Consider the following 21,352-nt stretch of genomic DNA (forward strand, 5'->3'; position numbering starts at 1 on the left):
GCTTTATGCACGTGGACTCTCATTACGAGAACAGACTTTCCTAGATGGGCTCGGTCCGTAGCCCACGGGTCGCGGGCGGGCGCGGAGCCGGGGCAGGCCCCGGAGGCAGGACGGCTGCAGGGCCTGCCGCCGGGCGTGATCTTCGACTTCGCACCGCGCTACGCGATGTGCGGATTGCCGTTCGAGGCGCCGAGCCCGCCGTCGACGCGGATGTGCGCCCCGTTCACATAGCTCGCCGCCGCACTGGCCAGGAACGTGATCACCGAAGCCGCCTCGGCCGGGTCGCCGAAGCGTCGCAGCGGTACCCGGTTGAGCGCGGCCGCGACGATTGCGTCGCTCTGCAGGAATCCTGCGGTCATGTCGGTGGAGATCATGCTGGGATGGACTGCGTTGACCCGCACGCCTTCGGCGCCGTGGTCGAGCGCCATCGCGTTGGTCAGGTTGGTCACCGCGCCCTTGGCGGCGTCGTAGGCGGCCAGGCACCAGTCGCCGCCGAGCCCGGAGGCCGAACCGACATTGACGATGCTGCCGCCCACGGCACGCAGATGCGGAAGCGCGGCCCTGGAGGTGAAGAAGACCCCGTCCAGAGTGGTGGACATGACGCGTCGCCAGCCCGCCGTGTCGATGTCGGACACGGAGCCCAGCGGCTCGCACGTCGCGGCATTGTTCACCAGGGTGTCCAACCGGCCGTGCTCGCGGGCCACGGCGTCCACCAGCCCGGTGATCCCCTCCTCGTCCGAGACGTCCCCGACCCGGGCGATCAGCGTCCGGCCCGCCGGCGCGCCGGACACCACCTGGTCCAGCTTCGCCTGCGTCCGACCGATGATCACCACCGTGGCGCCCTCGGCAGCGAAGAGGCGAGCGGTTGCCGCGCCGATGCCCGATCCACCGCCGGTGACGATGACGACCTTGCCCTGGAACCTGTCTCCAGCCATCGGAAATCTCCAATCCCTGTTGAATCAATCCCTGATGAATCAAGCGACGTTGAATCGAGCGACGTTGTCTGCCGCGCTACTTCGCGGCCGGCAGGCCAGCCCGCTCGTGAACAGCGGTCACCCCCCGAGCCCCGGTGCTCCTGCCCCGGTCTGGCGCAGCAGGGTCACCGCGTCGGCGACCGCCCAGTGCTCGAAGAGCTGCCCGTCCCGGTAACGGACCAGGTCCATCACCCTGAACTCGACCCGGTTGCCCGACGGCGGGATGCCGAACCAGTCGCCGGTGTGCCGGCCGCGGAACAGCTTGTGGGTGGCCACGAGCTCTCCGTCCCCGATGCAGTGCAGGACTTCGACCTGCAGGTCGGAGAACGCCTCGTGCAGGGCCGCCATGGTCTCGCGCACTCCCTGGCGGTCATCGCGCTGTCCGGGCTCGACGGTGTGGTTCCGGAAGTCGGGATGCACGAGCGCGTCGATCAGGTCGAGGTTTCCCTTCTCCTGCACCTGCTCGACGAAGTACCGCATGCGGTCCGGGAAGGAATCCTGTCCCCTCACGCCGCCACCACCTCTCTGTCCAAGGCCGTTCCGACGGGCCGTGGTCCGGCCCGTGGTGATGGTCCGTCGCGGTGCGAACGGTGGTCCACGAAGATGCGGAAACTGCAAGACTGCGGGTCATGGCAACCGTCCCGGTGATCCCCCAGCGCCAGCAGATAGCCCAGCTGCTCCCGGAGATCGGCTCCCGGCTGCGCGTGCTGCGTCAGGCAGCCGGATTGACGCTGGATCAGGTGGCTGCGCTGACCGGCATCGGCGCCTCCACGCTCTCGCGCCTGGAAGCCGGGCGTCGCCAGCCCTCGCTCGACCTGCTCGTCCCACTGGCCGCCGTCTACCGGACGCCGGTGGAGGAGTTGGTCGCGGTCGTCGACCACGCGGGAGAGCCTCCGGTCGTCCACTCGCCGCAACGGCGCCGCGGCATCGCCGCGCAGCGGCTGTCCCACCACACCGGCGGGGTCCAGGTCTACCGGCTGGTCCTGCCCCCGCACGAGACACCGGACCAGCGGCGCCACGAGGGCTACGCCTGGATGTGCGTCCTGACCGGCCAGGTCCAACTGGTCCTGGCCGAAACCGGGCTCACCCTCGGCCCCGGCGACGCGGCCGAACTGGACACCCGGACCCCCCACTGGTTCGGCGCAGCCGGCGACGCGTCGGCTGAAGTCCTCTACCTGGCAGGCGCGGACGGACTCCGGGTCCGCCTGCGGGCCCGTGCGGCCGGCCACCCCGCCGGTGGTCCGTTCCCGCCCACGAACACCACGCCCCCGGAGCCCACCTGAAGCCGTCCGGGGATACAGGTCCGTTCCCCTCCGAAGGGTGGCCCGGGTGCGGTCCATGAGCACGACGCTGCACCTCCTCGTGGATATGTACCAAGCCAGAGCCAGGGGTTGTCCCTGCCACTGAAGCTTAGGAAGATCGGAGCAGCGCAGGCTTGAACCACAGCGCCATCCGGACAGAACATCAGCGCCAGGCTGCGCCGGAGCAACGGAGCGACGGAGCGACGGAGCGACGAAGGCGGAAGGACGGCCGTTGATGAACAGCGCTGGAGTGAAGGCCGGCGAGTCACGCGGAGCGGCCGGCGGCGAATCCGCACCCGCCGGCACCGCACCGGGACCGTTCGACGCCTTCCGCAACGGCTGGGAGACGGAGATCGGCGACGGCTTCCCGCTGCCGACCTTCAGCGCGGAGACGACCCGCGACTTCCGGGTCAGCAGCCGCGCCACCACAGTGGGCGACGTGGCCATCACCGACCTCCACGGCGCCTCGGCCATTCGGACCGAGGGTCCGCTGAGCGGCGTCGAGGACCAGGTGCGGATGTACGTCGTCCAGCGCGGCTCCTGGACCTTGGGCGCGCCGCTGGCCCGCGACGAACAGACCGTGACGGCCGGACAGTTCCTCATCCGCCACATCGGACGGCCGCTGCACTTCGAGACGGTTCCGGGCACGACGGCGAAAGTCCTCGTCCTGCCCGCCGCCATGCTCAAACCACTGCTCGGGGCACGGCAGGCTGTCACCGGGCCGGCCGACTCCGCCGAGGTGCGCCTGCTGACGGCCCACTCGAACATGATCTACGAAACCGTCGCCGACCTCGGACCGGCCGGAGTCCAGGCCGCCCACAGCACACTCATCGAACTGGCCAAGGCGGTCGCCAGGCGCCGGTTCGACGACACCGAGCCGCAGTTGGCGCCCGCACTCGCACAGGCCGCGAAGGAGCTCGCCGACAGCCACCTGGCCGACCCGGAGCTGTCCGGGACGATGCTGGCCCGCGAACTCAATGTCTCGGTCCGCAACCTGCAGCGCGCATTCGCCGCAGCAGGCGGGTCAGTCACCTCCTACATCCGCGAACGGCGGCTGGAGGAGGCCCGACTCGCCCTCACCGCGCCCTCCGGTCGGCCGAGCATCTCCGAACTCGCCGCCCACTGGCAGTTCGCCGACAGCAGCCACTTCATCCGCGCCTTCAAGCAGCACTACGGCCGGACGCCCACCGAGTACGCCCGCTCGACCACGGCGAGCGGGCGATCGGGGCGGGGGTGAATTCGAAGATCGCGTAGGAGAAGGGAGCGGCCTCCATCGTGTTCCCGTCGGCGACGGTGACGCCGTGCGCCACCAGTGCCCGCAACCGCGGTCCGGCCGTGAAGGTGTGGAAGGCAGCCGGACCGGTGCCGATTGTCGCCCCGTCACCCTCGCCCGTGGCGGCGCAGGAAGTCGCTCATGCGCCCGGGGCGATCTGGATCTTCCGCCCCACCCCGGCCTTGAACTGGTCGATCGCCGCGGCGTAGCGGTCGAGCCCGAAGCGGTGACTGATCATGACGTCGGGTTGCAGCACCCCGCCGCTGAGGAGGTCGCCGGCCCGTTCGAAGCTGCGCAGGACCGCCATCGATCCGATGATCCGGATCTCCTGGTTGTAGACCTTGTAGGGCTCGATCTGCACGCGGGAGGCATAGGAGGCGACGCCGAACTGCAGGAAGGTCCCGGCCTTGCCGACCCGGCCCAGTCCGTCGGTGATGGCCGCCTCGACGCCGGTGCAGTCGATGACGGTGTCCCAGAGGTGCGGACGGTCCAGGACGTCGGCACTGCCCACCGCATCGGTGCAGCCCAGCTGGAGCGCGGTCTTGAGCCGCTCCGGGTTGATGTCGACCATGGACACGCTGGCTGCGCCCGCCCGCTTGGCGAGCTCCATCATCATCAGGCCCATCGTGCCGCAGCCGTAGATCAGGTAGGTGTCGCCCAAGCTGGGCTGCAGCACGTCGAATCCGCGCAAGGCGCAGGAGAGCGGTTCGACCAGCGAGGCGTCGCCCAGGTCGAGCCCGTCGGGGAGCTTCCAGCAGTTGGCGGCGGGTGCCACCGCGTACTCGGCGGCTCCGCCGGGCTTGGTGACACCGATCGCGCCCCATCGCTCGCAGAGGTTGTTGCGTCCGCGTCGGCACTGGTAGCACTCGAAGCAGTACAGGGACGGATCGACCGCGACCCGGTCGCCGACCGCCAGGTCCGTGACGTCGTCGCCGAGGGCGACGACGGTGCCGGAGAACTCGTGGCCGGGGATGATCGGCAGGGTCGGTGCGAACTCGCCGTCGAGGATGTGGAGGTCGGTCCCGCACAGCCCGCACGCGGCGACCTCCACCACGACCTGGCGCGCGCCGGGGGCGGGGTCGTCGACCGTGGTGATCTCGATCCGACCGGGGCTGGTGATGATGGCGGCCTTCATTTGACGGCTCCCAGGGACAGGCCCTGGACCAGTTTGTCCTGGGCGGCGAAACCGGCGGCGAGCACCGGCACGGAGATGACCGTGGCCGCGGCGCACACCTTGGCCAGGAAGAGTCCTTCGCTGGTGACGAAGCCGGTGAGGAAGACCGGAGCGGTCTGGGCGGCAACGTCGGTGAGCACACTGGCGAACAGCAGTTCGTTCCAGCTGAAGATGAAGCAGATGAGCGCGCACGCGGCGATGCCGGGAGAGGCGATCGGGACGATGACCCGGCGCAGGATGGTGACCAGCCCGGCACCGTCCAGGGCAGCGGCCTCCAGGATCTCGTGCGGGACCTCGGCCAGGAACGAGCGCATCATCCACACCGCGATCGGCAGGTTCATCGAGGTGTAGAGCACGATCATCAGCCAGATGTTGTCCAGCAGGTGGGTGTGCTGCGCGAACAGGTAGATCGGCAGCAGCCCGGCGACCGGCGGCAGCATCTTGGTGGACATGAAGAAGAACAGCGCATCGGTCCATTTGCGGACCGGCTTGATGGCGAGCGCGTAGGCCGCGGGGATCGACAGGGCGAGGACCAGCAGCGTGGAGATGACGCTCGCGCTGACGGAGTTGATGAGAGCGGGCCAGGGTCCCGAACCGGAGGCGTTGCTGAAGAACTCGCGGTATCCGGCCAGGGTCAGCGGCGCGATGATGCTCGGCGGGTTGGTCGCCGCGTCGGGCTCGCTGTGGAAGGAGGTCAGCACCATCCAGGCCACCGGCACGAAGAACAGCAGGCCCACGACCCAGGCGAGCAGGCCGAGCCACAGATTCGGGCGCCTGCGCCGGGGGCGGCGGTGGCGGTCGGCGGCCACCGGGGCCGCCACGGCTGATGCGGTCATCGTCCTGTCTCCTCGCGCAGCAGGGAGGAGACCACTCGCAGCGCGAAGGTGGCGACGGCGATGGTGCCGGCCACCACGACCACGCCCTCGGCCGAGGCCAGGCCGTAGTCGTGCGCGCTGAAGAAGGTCTCGTAGATGGTGTAGGGGAGGTTCGCGGTGCCCAGCCCTCCGGAGGTGATGGTGAACACGGCGTCGAAGTTCTGCAGGATGAAGATGCTGCAGAGCAGCGCGCTCAGCTCCAGGTAGGGGCGCAGGTGCGGGAGCGTGATGTGGCGGAACATCTGCCAGGGCCCGGCCCCGTCGACCCTGGCCGCCTGCTGGACCTCCCCGTCACGGGACTGGAGGCCGGCCAGCAGGATCAGCATCATGAACGGCGTCCACTGCCAGACCAGTTCGGCCTCGACCATGATCTTCGGGTGGAGGTCTATCCAGGCGGGCTGCGGGGGGTTGTGTGCGCCGAACAGGTGCCAGACCCCGGTGACCGCTCCGTTGAGCAGGCCGTAACTGGGGTTGTAGACACCGTGTTTGAAGAGCAGGGCGGCGGCGACGGGGACCACCAGGAAGGGTGCGATCATCATGGTGCGCACGATCGCGCGCCCGTGGAAGGCGCGATCGAGCAGGAGCGCGACGCCGAGACCGATCAGCAGGCTGGCGATGACCACGGACGCGGTGAGCACGACGGTGGTGAGCACCGAGTCACGCAGCTGCGCATCGGTGAACACCTCCCGGTAGTTGGCCAGCCCGGCGAAGCCCCGGTCGTTCGGCTCCATCGCGTTCCAGCGCATGAAGGAGATGACCAGGGTGGCCACGAAGGGCAACTGGGTCACCGTGATCAGGAAGATCAGGGCGGGCAGGAGCGGTGCCCGGCGCGCCCAGCGCGCCCGTCTTGCGAACGCCCCCGCAGCTGACCTCGTGAAGCGCCCTGACGTCGCTTCCGCGGCAGCCGCCGCTGGGACCGTGCTCTGCATGGCTCGTCTCCAGGTCGGGTGTGGATGGGTGGTCGGGTGGATGGGTGGTCGGGTGTGGTCGGACGGGGGGAGGCGGCGGTGCGCCGATCGGGGAGGCGACTGCGGCGCACCGCCGCGAGAGGAGTGCTACTTGTACTTGTCGCCCGCGGTCTGGGTCAGCGCCTGGACCTGCTTCAGTGCGCTGGCCACGCTCATCTGGCCGGCGATCGCGTCGCTGAGCAACTGGGAGGCCTGGGTGCCGAAGTCGGTGAACTCGGGAATGTCGACGAACTGGATTCCGGGCGTGGGCCGCGGCTGCACCCCCGGGTTCTGCGGGTCGGCCGTGTCGATGGCGGTGAGCGTCGGCGCTGCGAAGGCCGAGGCGCTGGCCAGGTAGTTCGGGTTGGAGTAGGTCGAGGTACGGGTGCCGGGCGGCACCTGTGCCCAGCCAAGCTTCTGGCCGACCAGGTTGATGTAGCCCTTGCCGGAGGCCCAGGAGATGAACTTCCAGGCGTCGGCCTGGTGGGTGCTGGCCTTCTCGATCGCCCAGGCCCAGGTGTACAGCCAGCCGGAGTTGCTGGTGTCCACGACCGGCGCCGGGACGTAGCCCACCTTGCCGGTCACCGGGGAGCCGGCGGTGTCCAGCGATCCGGCCGCGGAGGTGGCGTCGTACCACATCGCCACCTTGCTCTGCTGGAAGTCGTTGAGGCACTCGGTGAAGCCGGACTGGGCGGCGCCGGGTTCGCCGGCCTGCTTGATCAGGTTGACGTAGAAGTTCGTGGCGCTGGTGAAGCCGGGGGCCGTGACCTGGGCGTTCCAGTTCTGGTCGAGCCAGGTGCCGCCGAAGGTGTTGACGACGGTGGTCAGCGGGGCCAGGACCTCGCCCCAGCCGGGCTGGCCGCGCAGGCAGATCCCGCGCATCCCGGGCTCGGCGCCATTGAGCTTCACCGCCAGGGCCGCGACCTGCTGCCAGGTCGGGTGGGCCGGCATGGTCAGGCCCTTGGCCGCGAAGACGTCCTTGCGGTACATCAGGAACGAGGACTCGCCGTAGAACGGCTCGCCGTAGAGCTGGCCGTCCGCGCCGGTCAGCGACTCGGCGATCGGCTTGAGGATGTCCGCCTGGTCGAACCCCGGGTCGGCGGCGACGTCGCTGTTCAGCGGCGCGAGCCAGCCGTTCTTGGAGTAGAAGGGAATCTCGAAGTTGGACAACGTGGCCACGTCGTACTGCCCGGCCTGGGTGGAGAACTCCTGGCTGGCCTTGTCGCGCAGCGAGTCCTCGGGAAGCACCGTGAAGTCGACCTTGATGCCGGTCTGCTTGGTGAAGTTGGCCGCCGTCAGGTTCTCCAGGTCGACCATCTGCGCGTTGTTGACCATGAGCACGTGGATGGTGTTCGCCGCGTCGGCACCGCCGGCGGTGCCGGCGCCGGCGCCGGAGCAGGCGCTGAGCGAAGCGGCCGCCATCGCTATGGCAGTGACCGGTACCAGTACACGGAATCTCGGGGATCGCATGGTTGTGCCTGCCTTCTCTTCCGGTTGCCGTCGGTGTACGTCGGCAGGAGACGTGCCTCTCCAAGGGGTGGTGTTTCTCCGGGCGGCGTCCGTGCTGTGGACGTCGAAAAGTGAGCGGTGGTGCGGTTGGTACCGGTCGAGGCGTCAGACCCTCGTGACGTCGATCCCTCGGGAATGAAGTTCCGCGGCGTGCTCCGCTGTGAGGGCGGTATCGGTGACGAAGCGTTCGAAGTCACTGAGGCCGGCGAATCGGACGAAGGAGTCCACGCCGTACTTGCTGCTGTCCGCGACGAAGATCCGACGCCGCGACACCCGCATCGCCATGCTCTTCACAGCAGCGACCGCGCCGAAGGGGACGGTGACTCCGTGTTCGAGGGTGACGCCGTTGGCTCCCATGAATGCCAGGTCCAGGACGAAGGTCTCCAACATGGCCACCGCCCAGTGGTCGACGACGGCCAGGGTCTGCGCCCTGACCCGTCCGCCGATCACGATCACCTCGACGTTCGGCCTCTCGACGAGCGCGGTCGCGATGGCCATCGAGGGCGTCACCACCGTGATCGGGCGCTCGGGCTTCAGGTGCTCGGCGACCAACTGGGGAAGGTGGCCCTCGTCGATGTAGATCGACTCGGCGGACCGCACCAGGCCCACGGCCGCTGCCGCGATGCGGTTCTTCTCCTCGTGCCGCCGCCGTGCACGCATCGGCAAGTCACTGTCGAAGGTGAGCCGTTCCACCGGTACTGCGCCGCCGTAGACCCGGCGGACCAGGCCTTGGCGCTCCAGCTTGCCCAGGTCGCGACGGATGGTCTCCTGGGCAAGGCCCAGCTCCTGGGCGATCTTTGACACGTCCAGCCGTCCGGCCGAGCGGGCCCGTTCGATGAGCCACTGACGCCTCTCCAGTGCGTACATCCCGGCTCACCTCCGCTGCCCGATCGTGTCCGACTGCCACGAGTTTTGTGTGTGACATGTCACCCGTCAAGAGCCCTGGACGGCCCCTGGGCAACGGGAATGACCGGTTGTGCCCGGTCGGCGGTATCCCTGCCCGAGGACCCCGTCAGGGCTGCCCGCTCCCTGACCGCGTCGTTCCCGATCGGCTCGGCAGACCGGGCATTCCGGTGTCGGACTTCGAGATCCCCCTGGACGGCAGGGTGACCCATCTCGGCAGCGGTCTGCAACGAAGAGTCTCAGGTACAGCCGTACCGGCGGCGTCATGAATGAGCCTGGAAAGGGAACCCGTGCTTGAGAACCGAGGACTGGAAATCATCATCCTGGCGGTCGTGGTCCTGCTCCTGTTCGGAGCCAAACGCCTGCCCGACTCGGCCCGTGCCCTGGGCAAGTCGCTGCGCATCCTCAAGTCCGAGGTCGGGGCCATGAAGGCGGACGATACGGACGCGGCCCCAGCCCACCTGGTCGAACCGACCAGGACGATCCCGGCCACCCTCGGACAGAGCGCCGAAGCCGAACCCCGCCGCGACACCCAGCCCGCCGAAAGGCCCTGATGGTCTGTCACCACAACATCCGGTGCGGCACGAATGGGACTGTGCCGTGTCCCCGCCTCCTGAAGGACTGCGGGAACACGGCGCCGGGTGTCTCGGCAAGGGCCATTGGCAGCCCTTCCCGAGCGTGGGGCCCGACGTCACCGGCTCACCGCCCGGGGGAGGTAGGTGAACCGGAGCAGGAGGGGCGCCGGCAGCCAGAACTGCCATGCCGGGAGTCCAGCGCTTCCCGGACCCGCTGGAGGCGAACCCCGGCAAGGCGAGAAGCTGTGCAGCAACTCTGCGGCAACCACCCCTGATTCGCTGCATGACGGGCCCCGGATTGGCCTACCGGGCATGCCTCGCGAGCTTTCACTCCAGCGGGTGAGCAGAGCAATGCCGCAAGGCGTGCCAGGCCCCTTCCGGAACGGCCGGTGCCGTAGCAATTCACGCCTCGGAAGCTCGAACGACCCGGGCTTCACAGGGAGACTCCGATGTCTCCGGCAAGGCCCGGTCCAGCAGCATGGACGTGACCGTCACTCCAGGAGCAAAAGGCCAGGCCAGAGGCGCTTTCAGCCACCCCGCCCATGGCGGTACGATCTCTCAACCGGATGGATCAAAGGTCTGGCTCCTGCAGCTGACGCGGCGTCGCCGCCGAAGAGCTTCGGACAAGTGGCGAAGAATCATCGAGAAGGGAGGGTGCAGGCATGGTCCAGGTTCGCCGGGAACCGCTGGCCGATCAGGCGGCCGAGCTGCTGCTCACGCGCATCCGATCGGGCGAGTGGAAGCTCGGCGAGAAGCTTCCCGGGGAGACCACCCTCGCCCCGCAGCTGGGCGTGGGCCGGTCCACCGTCCGTGAGGCGATCAGACAGCTCGCCGGGCGCGGGGTGCTCGCCACCCGCCAGGGCGCGGGCGTCTTCGTCACCGCCCTCGACGCGCCCGAGGACTGGAACACCGTGCTGCGCCGTGTCGGCATCGTCGCCGTGATCGAGGCCCGGCTCGCGATCGAGACCGAAGCCGCCGCGCTCGCCGCCGAACGCCGCACACCCGCCGAGCTGCGCACCATCCGGCGCGCCCCGAAGCAGCGCACGGGCCACCGCGCCGACACCGACACCGACTCCGACACCGAGCAGCACGTCGACGCCGACACGGCGTTCCACCGCTCCGTTCTCGTGGCCGCGCACAACGCGATCCTCACCGAGCTCTTCGACGACTTCACGCCGCACAGTCGGCGCGCGATGATCGACATGCTCCGCCTCGGCGAGTCCGACCCCGAGCTCGACCACGACCTCCATGTCCGTCTGGTCGAGGCGGTCGCCGACCGCGACGGCGCCGCCGCGGCCGAACTGAGCCGCAACCACCTGCTCGTGATGAAGGAGCGGCTGGCGTGAGCGGCACCGCCGTCCCGCCCGGAGCACCGGACGGTTCCGGCCGGCCATGGAGCGCGGACGTGGTGGACCGGCTCTCGGCCGAACTCGGACGCCGGTTCGGAGCGGCCGGACTCGGACCCGTCCCGACCGTGGCGACGCTGGTCGAGGACGACGGGGAGCGGACCAGGCACCGGATCCTGATCGAGGACGAGCCGGTGCCCCTGACTGTGGACGTGCTGGTACCGACCGGGCAACGGCCGTCCCGGACCGTCTTCCTGCTGCCGGGCGGCGGGCTCAACACGGCTGCAGACTTCCTCACCCCACGCGGTCGCGGACTCGCCGACTTCCTCTGCGCGCACGGATTCCTCGCCATCGGGATCTCACGCCGCGAGGACGGTCTGACCTCCAACTCCACCTCGACCGGGACCTCGACCGGGACCGGAACCGACGTCCGCGACTGGGGCCTGGTCCGGCACCGAGGGGATGCCCTCCGGGTCGTGGCGGCGGCGCAGACGGTCCTCCCCCAGCCCTACGACCTGCTCGGGCACTCCGCCGGAGCCGTCCTGGCCCTGGACCTCGCCGCCACCACCCCGACCGGCCCCGCGCCCGGCCCCGCACCGGGCCCCGGCCCGGACCGGGTCATCGTGCTCGACACGACCGGCCCCTACGACCCCCGGGCCGAGCCCGCACTCGCGGCCCGCGCGGAGGACCTCCTGACCGCGTGTCAAAAGCTGCTGGAGCAGGGCGTACAGGTGGTGGACCCCGGCCTCAAGGCCCTGTTCGCCCGGGCCGCGACCGACCCCGAGGGCGCAAGCCCGGTCCCGCGCCCGGTCGCGGGCCCCGCCACCTCCTTCAGCAACGCGGGCCTGCTGCACTACGCGCTGATCAGGACGTCCGACCTGCCCGGTCCGGCCAACTGGATCTACCGCCAGGGCTTCAGCGGCGGCCGGTACCTCTTCGCGGACTCCCCCGCCGAGGACCGGTTCGAGCTGGACCACACCCCGATCGGGGTGTGGTCGGCGGCCGTGGCCCGACTCGGCAGCGGACTCCAGCCCACCGCGCTGCTGCGCGACCTGGCCGCCGTCTGGGCGGGCCGCGAGGAGGTCCACCGCATCGACTGGTCCGCCATCCGCGCGGAGGTGATCTGGGTCAACACCGGCCTCGGCCGGGGCGACCACGACCACGGCCCCCGCCTGATCCGCGAGCGCGCCGGCACACCGGTGCGCTTCACCGTGCTGCCGGGCTACGGGCACGGTGACGTCGTCTGGTCGGCCACCGCCGAACAGGACCTCTGGCGCTCACTGCTGCCCGGGGCCTGACCGGCGCCCCGTCGGCCCCGCACTGTTGGCAGTAGCGCTGCGGCCCCGGCTGCGGCAATGACCCCATGGCATCGACGATCCGGCGCCCGTCCCGGCCTGTCACTACCGGATCCAGCCGAAACCTGCAGGTCAGAGCCTCACTTGCCGCAGGAGTCCGTCAGTGCCACGGTAGTTGTGCCCACCGGGACCGGCTCACGCACGCGGGCGGCCCGGCCGACGACCTCGTGGGCGCACTGCTGGGATCGGTGGCGTGACGGCCCTCGCTCGCATGCGCTTCGGCGCGGACCGGGACGCCTGCGGGCCGAGTCCCGGAGCCGCGCCGGTCGCGCTCGGTCAGCGGGAGGTGGTGACCAGGCCGGCCTCGTAGGCGAGGATGACCAGTTGGACCCGGTCGCGGGCGTTCAGCTTGGAGAGCAGCCGACTGACGTAGGTCTTGACCGTGGTCACACTGAGGCACAGCGCAGTGGCGATCTCGGTGTTGGACAGGCCCTGGCCGATCAGTGTCAGCACCTGCGTCTCCCGGTCGGTGATGGCACTCAGCTCGGCCGGTGGAGTCGCAGGGGCAGGGGTCGTGCTCGGCCGTGCCGCGCTGAAGTCGGCGATCAGTCGGCGGGTCACGCTCGGGGCGAGCAGGGCGTCGCCGACGGCCACGACCCGGACCGCTCCCAGGATGTCGTCCAGCGCCATGTCCTTGACCAGGAACCCGGATGCGCCCGCGCGCAGCGCCCCGTAGACGCACTCGTCGTCGTCGAAGGTGGTGAGGATCAGTACCCGGCAGTGCTCGTCGGCGCTGACGATCCGTCGGGTGGCTTCGAGGCCGTCCATCCCGGGCATCCGGATGTCCATCACCACCACGTCCGGCCGGAGCTCCCGCGCGAGCTGCACCGCCTCGGCCCCGTTGCCTGCCTCCGCGACCACCTCCAGGTCCGGGGCGTCGGTGACGACCATCCGCAGCGAGGCGCGGACCAGTGGCTGGTCGTCGACGAGCAGGATCCGAACTCGCGCGGACCCGGTGGTGGGGATGGTCACGGTGCTCCTGTCGGTATCGGCAGCCGGGCGGCGACGCGGAAGCCGCCGCTCGGGCGGGGGCCGGCGGTGAAGTGGCCGCCGAGCAGGTCCACCCGCTCGCGCATGCCCAGCAGACCGTAGCCGACTCCCTCCCGCTCCCCCGTGCCCTCCCGGGCGCGTGGTGGGCCGGCAGCGTCCAACTCGCCAGGGTCCTGGATCTCGACGGCCAGTTCGCGCTCGCCGCAGTCGACCAGGATCAGACACGACCGCGTGTCCGCGTGGCGGACCACATTGGTGACCGACTCCTCGACGATCCGGTACGCCGCCAGGTCCACCTCGGCGGGCAGCGGCCGCCGGTGGCCCGACCAGTGGACCTCGACGCGGACGCCTGCCGCGGTGGTGTTCCTGGCCAGCCGGTCCAGGTCGGCCAGGCCGGGCAGCGGACCGAGCCCGGTCTCGGACCGGGTCGCATCCGGCGGGCCGTCGGCCGCGCGCAGCGCGACCAGCATCCGGCGCAGACCGGACAGCGTCTCCCGCCCGGCCGCCTCCACCTCGCCCAGAGCGTCCCGGGCCGCCTCCGGCTGGGTGGTGAGCACCCGGCGTGCCGCACCCGCCTGCAGCGCGACGATGCCGAGGGTGTGCGCGACCATGTCGTGCAGTTCCCGGGCGATTCGCAGCCGCTCGGCCGCCACCGCACTCTCGGCCGCGTGCGCCCGCTCCAGCGCCCGCTCCGCCGCCTGGTGCTCGTGCGCCTGCCGCGACAGGTTGCCGAGCAGCCAGGCGACCACGGCTGTCAGCGCGACGGCGAGCAGGGTCGAGGTGCCGATGACGAAGCCGAGCCAGAGCCGCACCGCCGGAAGGCCGACCAGGACCGCCGTCGTCATCGCCGCCGCCACCGTCGACTCCCGGCGCGGCCGGCCTGCGGCGATGGACCAGAGCGCGATGTCCGCGGGCAGGAAGGTCGGGAACTGGATCTCGGTGGAGCTCAGTGCCAGGGCCGCGAACACCGAACCCAGGAGCAGCAGCCCGAGCGCGACCGGTGGCCGGCGGCGCAGCAGAGCGCTCCCGAGCAGGACCGACACGGTACCCGCGCTGAGGTTGACCATGCTGTGCAGGTGCAACTGCCAGCCCGTGTAGCCTCCCGAGGCCTCGCCGGGCAGCCGGACCAGGAAGGTCAGCGAGTAGGCCGCGCCCACGACCCAGGCCAGCGCCGTCCACACCCCCATCGGCACGCGCCTGAGGAGTGGACGGGTGGGTGTCCGGCGTGGTGCGGACGCGCGCAGGCTGGGAACGGACATGCAGCGATCGTAATCAGCGCCCCGGCCCCCCGGCATCCGACCACGGCGGTACTACCAGGGATGACAGCCGGTCCGTCAGTTGTCCACGCCGGTAGGACGACGCGGGGGTGCCTGCCGGACAATCGTGGACCCCGTGATCGAAACCCACGACCTCACCAAGCGCTACGGTCCGGCCCTTGCCGTCGACCGTCTCACCTTCACTGTCCGCCCCGGCTGCGTGACCGGCTTCCTGGGCCCGAACGGAGCCGGGAAGAGCACCACGCTCCGCATGATCATCGGCTTGAACACCCCGACCGGCGGCAGCGTCACCGTCCAGGGCACCCGCTTCCGCGACCACCCGCGCGGTCTGCGCCATGTCGGCGCACTGCTCGACGCGAGCGACGTCCACGGCGGGCGGAGCGCCGCCGCCCATCTCGGCGTGCTGGCCCGCACCAACGCGATACCGCTGCGGCGGGTGGCGGAGGTACTGGACGAAGTCGGGCTGGCCGACGCCGCACGCCGCCGGATCGGCGGCTTCTCGCTGGGCATGCGGCAGCGCCTCGGCATCGCCGCCGCGCTGCTCGGCGATCCGCCGGTGCTGCTCTTCGACGAGCCGCTCAACGGCCTCGACCCGGAGGGCGTGCGGTGGATTCGCGGCCTGTTCCGCCGGCTGGCCGCCGAGGGCCGCACGGTGCTGGTCTCCAGCCATCTGATGAGCGAGATGGAGAACACCGCCGACCGGCTGATCGTCATCGGCCGCGGCCGCCTGATCGCGGACGAGCCGCTGTCGGCGTTCGCCGCACGCGGCACCGGGGCCGGCGTCCGGGTCCGCACTCCGGATGTCCCGGCACTGGCCCGCGCGGTCACCGCGGCCGGGGCGGCGGCCCGCCCCGACGGTCAGGACGCGCTGCTGGTCACCGGCCTGAGCAAGGACCGGATCGGCGACCTGGCCTTCGAGCACGGCCTGCGGCTGCATGAACTGGTCGTCAACAGCGCCTCCTTGGAGAGCGCATTCATGGAACTCACCGCCGACAGCGTCGAATACCCCGCAGGAGACCAGCGATGACCGCCCTCGACTCCGCCTCCGCCATCGCTCCGGCCGAACGGCCCCCGGTGCAGGGTCCGCCGCCGCACGCCCGTGACCTTCTGGCCGGCGAATGGTTCAAGCTCTGGTCCATGCGCTCCATGCGCTGGGGCTTCCTGCTGGCGGCCGTCGGCGTCGTCGTGCTCAACTTCGACGCGGCGCTCGCCGACGTCCAGAACTGGTCGCAGTACCCGGCGGCCATGCGGGCCCAGTTCCGGCCCTTCGGCTCGTTCGGCGACGTGTTCACCAACAACGCCGGCATCACCGAACTGCTGGTGGCAGGCACCCTCGGGGCGATGACCCTGGTCGGCGAGTACGCGTCCGGGCTGGCCAGGGTGACCTTCGCGGCCGTCCCCGACCGGCGGGCGCTGATGGCCGCCAAGATCGCGGTGCTGACGGCGGTGATGCTGGGGTTCGGCGTCGTCGTGACCGGTACCTCGTTCTGGCTGGGCCAGGCCGTCCTCGCCGGCAAGCACGTCGGCATCTCGATCACCCAGGCGGGCATCTGGCAGGGGCTGGCCGCCGCGGCGCTGCTTCCGACGGTCAGCGCCCTGGTCGGCCTCGGCCTGGCCGCGGTGATCCGGCACAGCGCGGCGACGATCGTCGCGACCGTGACCGTGCTGCTGCTGATCCCGAACTTCATGACCGACCATCACCACTGGTCGGCGTGCCTCTACCACGCCACGCCGTTCCGGGCCTTCCAGGTGCTGTACCAGCTGACGCCGACCCAGGCCAATCCGAACCTGCAGTATCCGGCCCACCCCGGTGGCGAGTGGTGGGTCTACCTGCTCTGGCCGCTGGTGTCGGCCGTGCTCGCACTGGTCCTGGTGGACCGCCGGGACCTGTGAGTGGACGGTACCGGGGTGGATCCCGGTGGGGTTGCCGAGGCCGGCGGCGTCCAGGGCGTGGACCACCGCATCCCGCCCCCCTGAGCGGTCCGGCCCCACCCGACGCCACGGCCCGGGCCGGACACCCGACCCGACACCGGGCCGGGCCGGGCCGGGCCGTGGCGCTTCCCTGACGGCCGGTCGGCCGGTCAGCCGGCCTCGAACGGCTTCGGCTTGATCACCATGAAGATGCCGCCCTGCGGGTCCTTGAGCCCGGCGATCCTGCCCACCGGGGTGTCCGCCGGCGGCGCCAGCAGGGTGGCGTCCGCCCGCACCGCGGCGTCCACCACGCTGTCGGTGTCGTCCACCGCGAAGTAGGTGGCCCAGTGCGCGGGCGTGCCGGGCGGGAAGTTGCCCAGACCCTGCGCACCGCCGACCGTCCTGCCCTGGACCTGCAGCTCGTGGTACTCCGGCATGTCCGGCATCGGGACGAACTCGATGCCGAGGGAAGCCCGGTAGAAGGCGGCGGCGGCCTTCACGTCGGTGGTGTTCAGCTCGTTCCAGATCACCGCGCCGGCCTCGTTGACGATCTCCGCGCCGCCGAAGTCCACCGGCTGCCAGACGCCGAAGACCGCGCCGGTCGGGTCGACGGCCGGGAACATCCGGCCCACCGTGCCGACGTCCATCACCGGGAAGAGCAGCGTGCCGCCGTTGGCGGTGACCTTGGTGGCGGTGGCGTCCGCGTCGTCGGTGGACAGGTAGGTGGTCCACACCGTGGGCGGCGGCGGGTTGCCGTCCACCGCCATGGCCGGGCCGATGCCGGCCACCGGCTTGCCGTTGAGCGACATCATCGCGTAGCCGCCGAACTCCTCGGGGCCCTTCTCGCCCTGCCAGCCGAACAGGTCGCGGTAGAAGTCGATGGCGGCCTGCAGGTCGGGGGCCATCAGGTCGACCCAGCAGGGCGTGCCGGGCGGGTAGGGGGTACTGACCACGGGCATGGGTTCGTCGCCTCCAGGCAAAGAGTGGGCCGGGGCACAGGGTCCCTGGCCCCGCGGGTCCAGCCTGTCGCTGTCGGTGCCGCGCATGCCACTCAACACGCGGGCGGAGCGCGTCGGGTCGCCCGCCCGGCGGTCATCAGTACGATTCTCTCGGGTGTCACACCACTGCATTGCAGCCCTAGGCAAAATCTGTCAATGATTCAGTACGGTTATTGCAGGCCGCTGTTGTGAACGTTAGAGTCCTCGGCGAAGCGAGCCGCCGCCCCGCGTCTGCGGCGGTCGTGCCCTGCCCCGCGCCACCCACACCGGCCCGGCCACTCACCGGGCACGACCCCGGGCCCACCGCGCCCGTCGAGCAGCCGAGCGCACGGCAGGACATGGCTGCCCGCGCTCAGGGAGGAACGCGAGTGAATCTCAAGGGACATCAGGCCGTGCTGCGGCGCCACCGGCCGGGAGGCGGGCGGTTGGCCCGAGTCGTCGCGCTGGCCGTGGCGGCCGTGCTGCTCGGCGGCTTACACGCCGGCCCGGCCGCCGCCGCTCCGGACCTCCGGGCGAGCACCTCGGCCACCACGCCGATCTGGTCCACCCAGCTCGACTTCGACAACAACGGCACCGCCTGGTCGGAGTCGTACTTCGCCGGTCTGGCGGCCGACGGCCTGACCACGGCCGAGCTCGACATGCCGTGGGGCGCCATCGAACCGCAGGCCGGCACCTTCACCTTCACCGAGTTCGACCAGGAACTCGCCAATGCCAGTGCGGCCGGGATCCAGCTCGTCCCGATCTTCTGGCAGTCCGGCTGGGGCGGCAGCCCCGCCCCGTGGATCACCGACTTCGAGGTCGGCAGCGGCGGCGCGCAGGGCACGGCGCCCGCGTGGTGGGACCCGACGGAGCAGTCCGAGTACTTCACCTACGTCACGGACACCATCCAGAACGCCGCCGGCCTGCCCGGCTACGGCGGCGCGATCCTGGACTACGGCTTCCTGGACGCCCAGTGGGACCTGAACGGCGCGGGCGGCGGCTACGCGGCCGACGACGTCAGCGAGTTCCAGAACACCTACCTGCCGCAGACCTACGGCAGCATCGCCACCTTCAACTCGGACAACGGCACCGCGTACTCCGCGTTCAGCCAGGTGCCCGCCGCCGCTCCCGGCCAGGCCCTGTTCGGCGTGTTCCAGGCGTTCCGGGCGTGGAGCGTGAGGCAGACCTACGGCCAGCTGACCGCCGACGTCCGCAGTGTCGCCGCCGGCACCCCGCTGTACTACTACTTCGGCGGCGGCTTCGGCAACGCGACCTCCTACGCCAACAACCCGGACACCTTCTTCCAGTTGGCGAAGCAGTACAACGTCGCCATCATCGACGACTCCGCCGGGTCCCAGGGCCTCACCCTGACCTTCGCCAGCCTGGCCCGCGCCTACGGCGTGAAGCTGGCGCAGGAGTGGACCGCTCCGAGCGACAACACCCAGCTGGCCGCCCAGGCCGTGCAGTGGATCTCCAACTACGCGATGGGACTGCCCGAGGGCGCCGGCGAGGACTTCTTCATCCATGACGGCACCCAGAAGGACACCGTCGGCTTCCCGATCTACCTCGACTGGCTGTCCACGCTGAAGGGCCTGTCCGGGAGCTATCCGCAGCAGCCGGCCGCCGTGTACATCGACTTCTCCCAGGGCTACGGCAACACCGGCGGCGGCAGCCTGAACAACGTGCAGAACGAGATCGCCAACCTCTGGCTGAACGACCAGGCCGGCTTCAGCGTCGTCACCAGCCAGGAGGTGGCCGACGGCGCGGTGAGCCTGTCCTCGTTCAAGGCGGTGCTGCCGCTCAACGGCGTCGACGCCAACCTCAGCGCCTACCGGTCCGGCGGCGGCACCGTGCTGACCCAGCCGGAGCAGCTCACCCAGTACACGACGGCGTACGCGCAGATCGACTCCCCCGGAGTGGGCGTGCTGCAGACCGTCCCGGCCGTGGCCGCCAACGGCTCCGGCGCCTCCATCACCCTCGCCGACATCACCTCCGGCACGGCCTACGACGACCCGATCGCCTTCAGCCCGGCCGGGCTCGGGCTGAACGCGGGCAACTACCACCTGGTCAACGTCGCGACCGGGGTCGCCGTGCCGCAGACCCAGCAGTCGAACGGCCTGGTGTGCGCGTCGGCGGACATCGGCGCGGCGACCCTCGCGCAGTGGACCATGGTGGCCGGCTCGCCGCCCGCCGGCACCGCGTCGTCGAGCTGCCCGGTCACCGGGACCGGCGCCGACTCGGTGACGGCCACGGCCGGCCAGGCCGGCGGCGGCCTGCAGTTCCTCGGGATCGGCCAGACCAACGCCGGCTCCGACGGCAACCTCACCCAGATCACCCAGGCCGGCGAGACCGCCGAGGAGACCTGGACGACGTCGCAGAGCGGCTCCGGCGACGCCAACGTCTACCTCCAGCTCGACCCGCTCTCGGCGGTCGAGGCAGCGGCCGACGTGACCGTGCAGGTCACCTACTGGGCGACCGCCGGGCAGGGCTTCGTGGTCCAGTACGACACACCCGGGAACGCCTACCAGAACGGTCCGACAGTCAGCAGTCCGGGCACCGGGACCTGGGCCACCGCCGGCGTCCAACTGACCGGCGCGCAGTTCGCGGAGGCCCAGAACGGCGGGGCCGACCTGCGCCTCAACGTCACCGATGCCGCAGCGCCGCTGATCGTGCAGAGCGTCACCATGTCCGTCACCGGCAGCTCCAACCCGACGCCGACCCTCACCGCCTCGCCCACCTCGGTGAACCTGGGCAGCGAGGCGGTCGGCTCGACCGGCGCGGCCCAGACGGTCACCGTCACCAACACCGGCACCGCAGCGGCGGCGATCTCCTCGCTCACCACGGCGGCCCCGTTCGCCGAGACCAACACCTGCGGCTCCTCGATCGCGGTCGGCGCCTCCTGCACCGCCTCGGTCAGCTTCTCCCCCACCGCGACCGGCGCGGCCTCCGGGACGCTGACGGTGGCCAGCAACGCCACGGACGCCTCACTGACGGTCGCCCTCACCGGAACCGGCACCAGCGGCGGCGGCGCCTCGCCGGTCGACCTCGCGCTCGACCAGCCCGTCACCGCGTCGAGCAGCACCTCGGGCTACCCGGCGACCAACGCCGTCGACGGCAACACGTCCAGCTACTGGGAGGGCACCGACGGCGTCTGGCCGACCACCCTGACCACCGACCTGGGCGCGACGGACTCGTTGAGCTCGGTCACCGTCGACCTGCCGCCGGCCACCGCCTGGTCCACCCGCCCCCAGACGCTCTCGGTCCTGGGCAGCAACGACGACGCAACCTGGAGCACACTGGCCGGTTCGGCCACGTACACCTGGAACCCCTCCACCGGCAACACTGTGTCCATCAACCTGCCCACCGGCACCGCCGACCGGTACGTCCGGCTCGACTTCACCGCCAACAGCGTCCAGAACGGCGCCCAGGTCTCCGAGTTGGAGGTGTTCGGCACGGCCTCGGCCAACCCGGACCTGGCGCTGAACCAGCCGATCACCGCGTCGAGCGCGACCGGCGGGTATCCGGCGACCAACGCGAACGACGGCAACAGCTCCAGCTACTGGGAGGGCACCGACGGCGTCTGGCCGACCACCCTGGCCGTCAACCTCGGCTCGGCCCGGACGATCGGGAACGTCGTGATCGACCTGCCGCCGTCCAGCGCCTGGTCCACCAGGTCGCAGACGCTCTCGGTACTGGGCTCGGACAACGGCTCCAGCTGGACGACGCTGGTGGCCCCGGCCGCGTACACCTGGAACCCGTCCACCGGCAACACCGTGTCCATCAACCTGCCCACCGGCACCGCCGAGCAGTACGTGGAGCTGGACTTCACCGCCAACAGCGTCCAGAACGGCGCCCAGGTCTCCGAGTTCGAGATCTTCGGCTGAACGGCTGAACGGCTGACCGCACCCGACCCGGGCTGCGCCTTGCCTCCGACGGAGGTGGGAGCAGCCCGGGTCGGCCACCGG

The 21,352-nt window shown here is 70.8% G+C and carries 18 protein-coding genes; 8 read left to right on the forward strand and 10 right to left on the reverse strand.

Annotated elements, in window-relative coordinates; all coding sequences use genetic code 11:
• Positions 1–158: 158 nt before the first annotated feature.
• Together BS75_RS02100 and BS75_RS02105 are read right to left on the reverse strand one after the other, a co-directional pair.
• Complete coding sequence (locus BS75_RS02100) at positions 159–935, reverse strand: SDR family NAD(P)-dependent oxidoreductase (protein WP_034086957.1); 777 nt, start codon at positions 933–935, stop codon at positions 159–161.
• 117 nt (positions 936–1,052) lie between these two features.
• On the reverse strand, positions 1,053–1,484 hold the full coding sequence (locus BS75_RS02105) for an ester cyclase (RefSeq protein ID WP_197091884.1): 432 nt from the start codon (positions 1,482–1,484) through the stop codon (positions 1,053–1,055).
• Positions 1,485–1,603: 119 nt separating this feature from the next.
• Here BS75_RS02105 and BS75_RS02110 point away from each other — a divergent pair, with 119 nt between their 5' ends.
• Complete coding sequence (locus BS75_RS02110; RefSeq protein ID WP_042438816.1) at positions 1,604–2,257, forward strand: helix-turn-helix domain-containing protein; 654 nt, start codon at positions 1,604–1,606, stop codon at positions 2,255–2,257.
• Positions 2,258–2,510: 253 nt separating this feature from the next.
• Positions 2,511–3,512, forward strand: coding sequence for a helix-turn-helix domain-containing protein (locus tag BS75_RS49830; RefSeq protein ID WP_042438814.1), 1,002 nt, complete (start codon positions 2,511–2,513; stop codon positions 3,510–3,512).
• A gap of 175 nt (positions 3,513–3,687) precedes the next feature.
• Here the strand turns inward: BS75_RS49830 and BS75_RS02120 are convergent, their stop codons facing one another.
• From BS75_RS02120 to BS75_RS02140, 5 genes are all read right to left on the reverse strand, one after another.
• Entirely contained in the window at positions 3,688–4,683 is a 996-nt protein-coding gene (locus BS75_RS02120; protein ID WP_034086958.1) for a zinc-dependent alcohol dehydrogenase family protein, read from the reverse strand.
• Positions 4,680–5,558, reverse strand: a complete 879-nt coding sequence (locus BS75_RS02125; RefSeq protein ID WP_034086959.1) for a carbohydrate ABC transporter permease — start codon at positions 5,556–5,558, stop codon at positions 4,680–4,682. The genes BS75_RS02120 and BS75_RS02125 overlap by 4 nt, the downstream gene beginning before the upstream one ends.
• Entirely contained in the window at positions 5,555–6,526 is a 972-nt protein-coding gene (locus BS75_RS02130) for a carbohydrate ABC transporter permease (RefSeq protein WP_034086960.1), read from the reverse strand. The genes BS75_RS02125 and BS75_RS02130 overlap by 4 nt, the downstream gene beginning before the upstream one ends.
• A 126-nt stretch (positions 6,527–6,652) precedes the next feature.
• Positions 6,653–7,966, reverse strand: coding sequence for an ABC transporter substrate-binding protein (locus BS75_RS02135; protein ID WP_331281392.1), 1,314 nt, complete (start codon positions 7,964–7,966; stop codon positions 6,653–6,655).
• A 192-nt stretch (positions 7,967–8,158) separates the two neighbouring features.
• Entirely contained in the window at positions 8,159–8,920 is a 762-nt protein-coding gene (locus BS75_RS02140) for a DeoR/GlpR family DNA-binding transcription regulator (protein ID WP_042438811.1), read from the reverse strand.
• 326 nt (positions 8,921–9,246) lie between these two features.
• Here BS75_RS02140 and tatA point away from each other — a divergent pair, with 326 nt between their 5' ends.
• From tatA to BS75_RS02155, 3 genes are all read left to right on the forward strand, one after another.
• Positions 9,247–9,510 carry a Sec-independent protein translocase subunit TatA gene (tatA, locus tag BS75_RS02145; protein WP_034086962.1) on the forward strand — a complete coding sequence of 88 codons (264 nt, stop codon included), beginning with the start codon at positions 9,247–9,249 and terminating at the stop codon, positions 9,508–9,510.
• 683 nt (positions 9,511–10,193) lie between these two features.
• Entirely contained in the window at positions 10,194–10,877 is a 684-nt protein-coding gene (locus BS75_RS02150; protein ID WP_034086963.1) for a FadR/GntR family transcriptional regulator, read from the forward strand.
• On the forward strand, positions 10,874–12,175 hold the full coding sequence (locus BS75_RS02155; protein WP_034086964.1) for a hypothetical protein: 1,302 nt from the start codon (positions 10,874–10,876) through the stop codon (positions 12,173–12,175). Before BS75_RS02150 ends, BS75_RS02155 begins: the two co-directional genes overlap by 4 nt.
• 333 nt (positions 12,176–12,508) lie before the next feature.
• On the opposite strand, the gene BS75_RS02160 is transcribed toward BS75_RS02155, so the two are convergent.
• Together BS75_RS02160 and BS75_RS02165 are read right to left on the reverse strand one after the other, a co-directional pair.
• On the reverse strand, positions 12,509–13,204 hold the full coding sequence (locus tag BS75_RS02160; protein ID WP_034086965.1) for a response regulator: 696 nt from the start codon (positions 13,202–13,204) through the stop codon (positions 12,509–12,511).
• Complete coding sequence (locus BS75_RS02165) at positions 13,201–14,481, reverse strand: sensor histidine kinase (RefSeq protein ID WP_042438804.1); 1,281 nt, start codon at positions 14,479–14,481, stop codon at positions 13,201–13,203. The genes BS75_RS02160 and BS75_RS02165 overlap by 4 nt, the downstream gene beginning before the upstream one ends.
• Positions 14,482–14,614: 133 nt before the next feature.
• On the opposite strand from BS75_RS02165, the gene BS75_RS02170 reads away from it, so the two are divergent.
• Both BS75_RS02170 and BS75_RS02175 read left to right on the forward strand, forming a co-directional pair.
• Complete coding sequence (locus BS75_RS02170; protein WP_034092248.1) at positions 14,615–15,526, forward strand: ABC transporter ATP-binding protein; 912 nt, start codon at positions 14,615–14,617, stop codon at positions 15,524–15,526.
• Entirely contained in the window at positions 15,523–16,392 is an 870-nt protein-coding gene (locus BS75_RS02175; protein WP_052069110.1) for an ABC transporter permease, read from the forward strand. The genes BS75_RS02170 and BS75_RS02175 overlap by 4 nt, the downstream gene beginning before the upstream one ends.
• A gap of 188 nt (positions 16,393–16,580) precedes the next feature.
• On the opposite strand, the gene BS75_RS02180 is transcribed toward BS75_RS02175, so the two are convergent.
• Complete coding sequence (locus tag BS75_RS02180; protein WP_034086967.1) at positions 16,581–17,369, reverse strand: VOC family protein; 789 nt, start codon at positions 17,367–17,369, stop codon at positions 16,581–16,583.
• Between the two features lie 407 nt (positions 17,370–17,776).
• On the opposite strand from BS75_RS02180, the gene BS75_RS02185 reads away from it, so the two are divergent.
• Positions 17,777–21,271, forward strand: coding sequence for a discoidin domain-containing protein (locus BS75_RS02185; protein WP_152645982.1), 3,495 nt, complete (start codon positions 17,777–17,779; stop codon positions 21,269–21,271).
• Positions 21,272–21,352: the final 81 nt, after the last annotated feature.

This window comes from Streptacidiphilus albus JL83, assembly GCF_000744705.1.
Lineage (GTDB): Bacteria > Actinomycetota > Actinomycetes > Streptomycetales > Streptomycetaceae > Streptacidiphilus > Streptacidiphilus albus.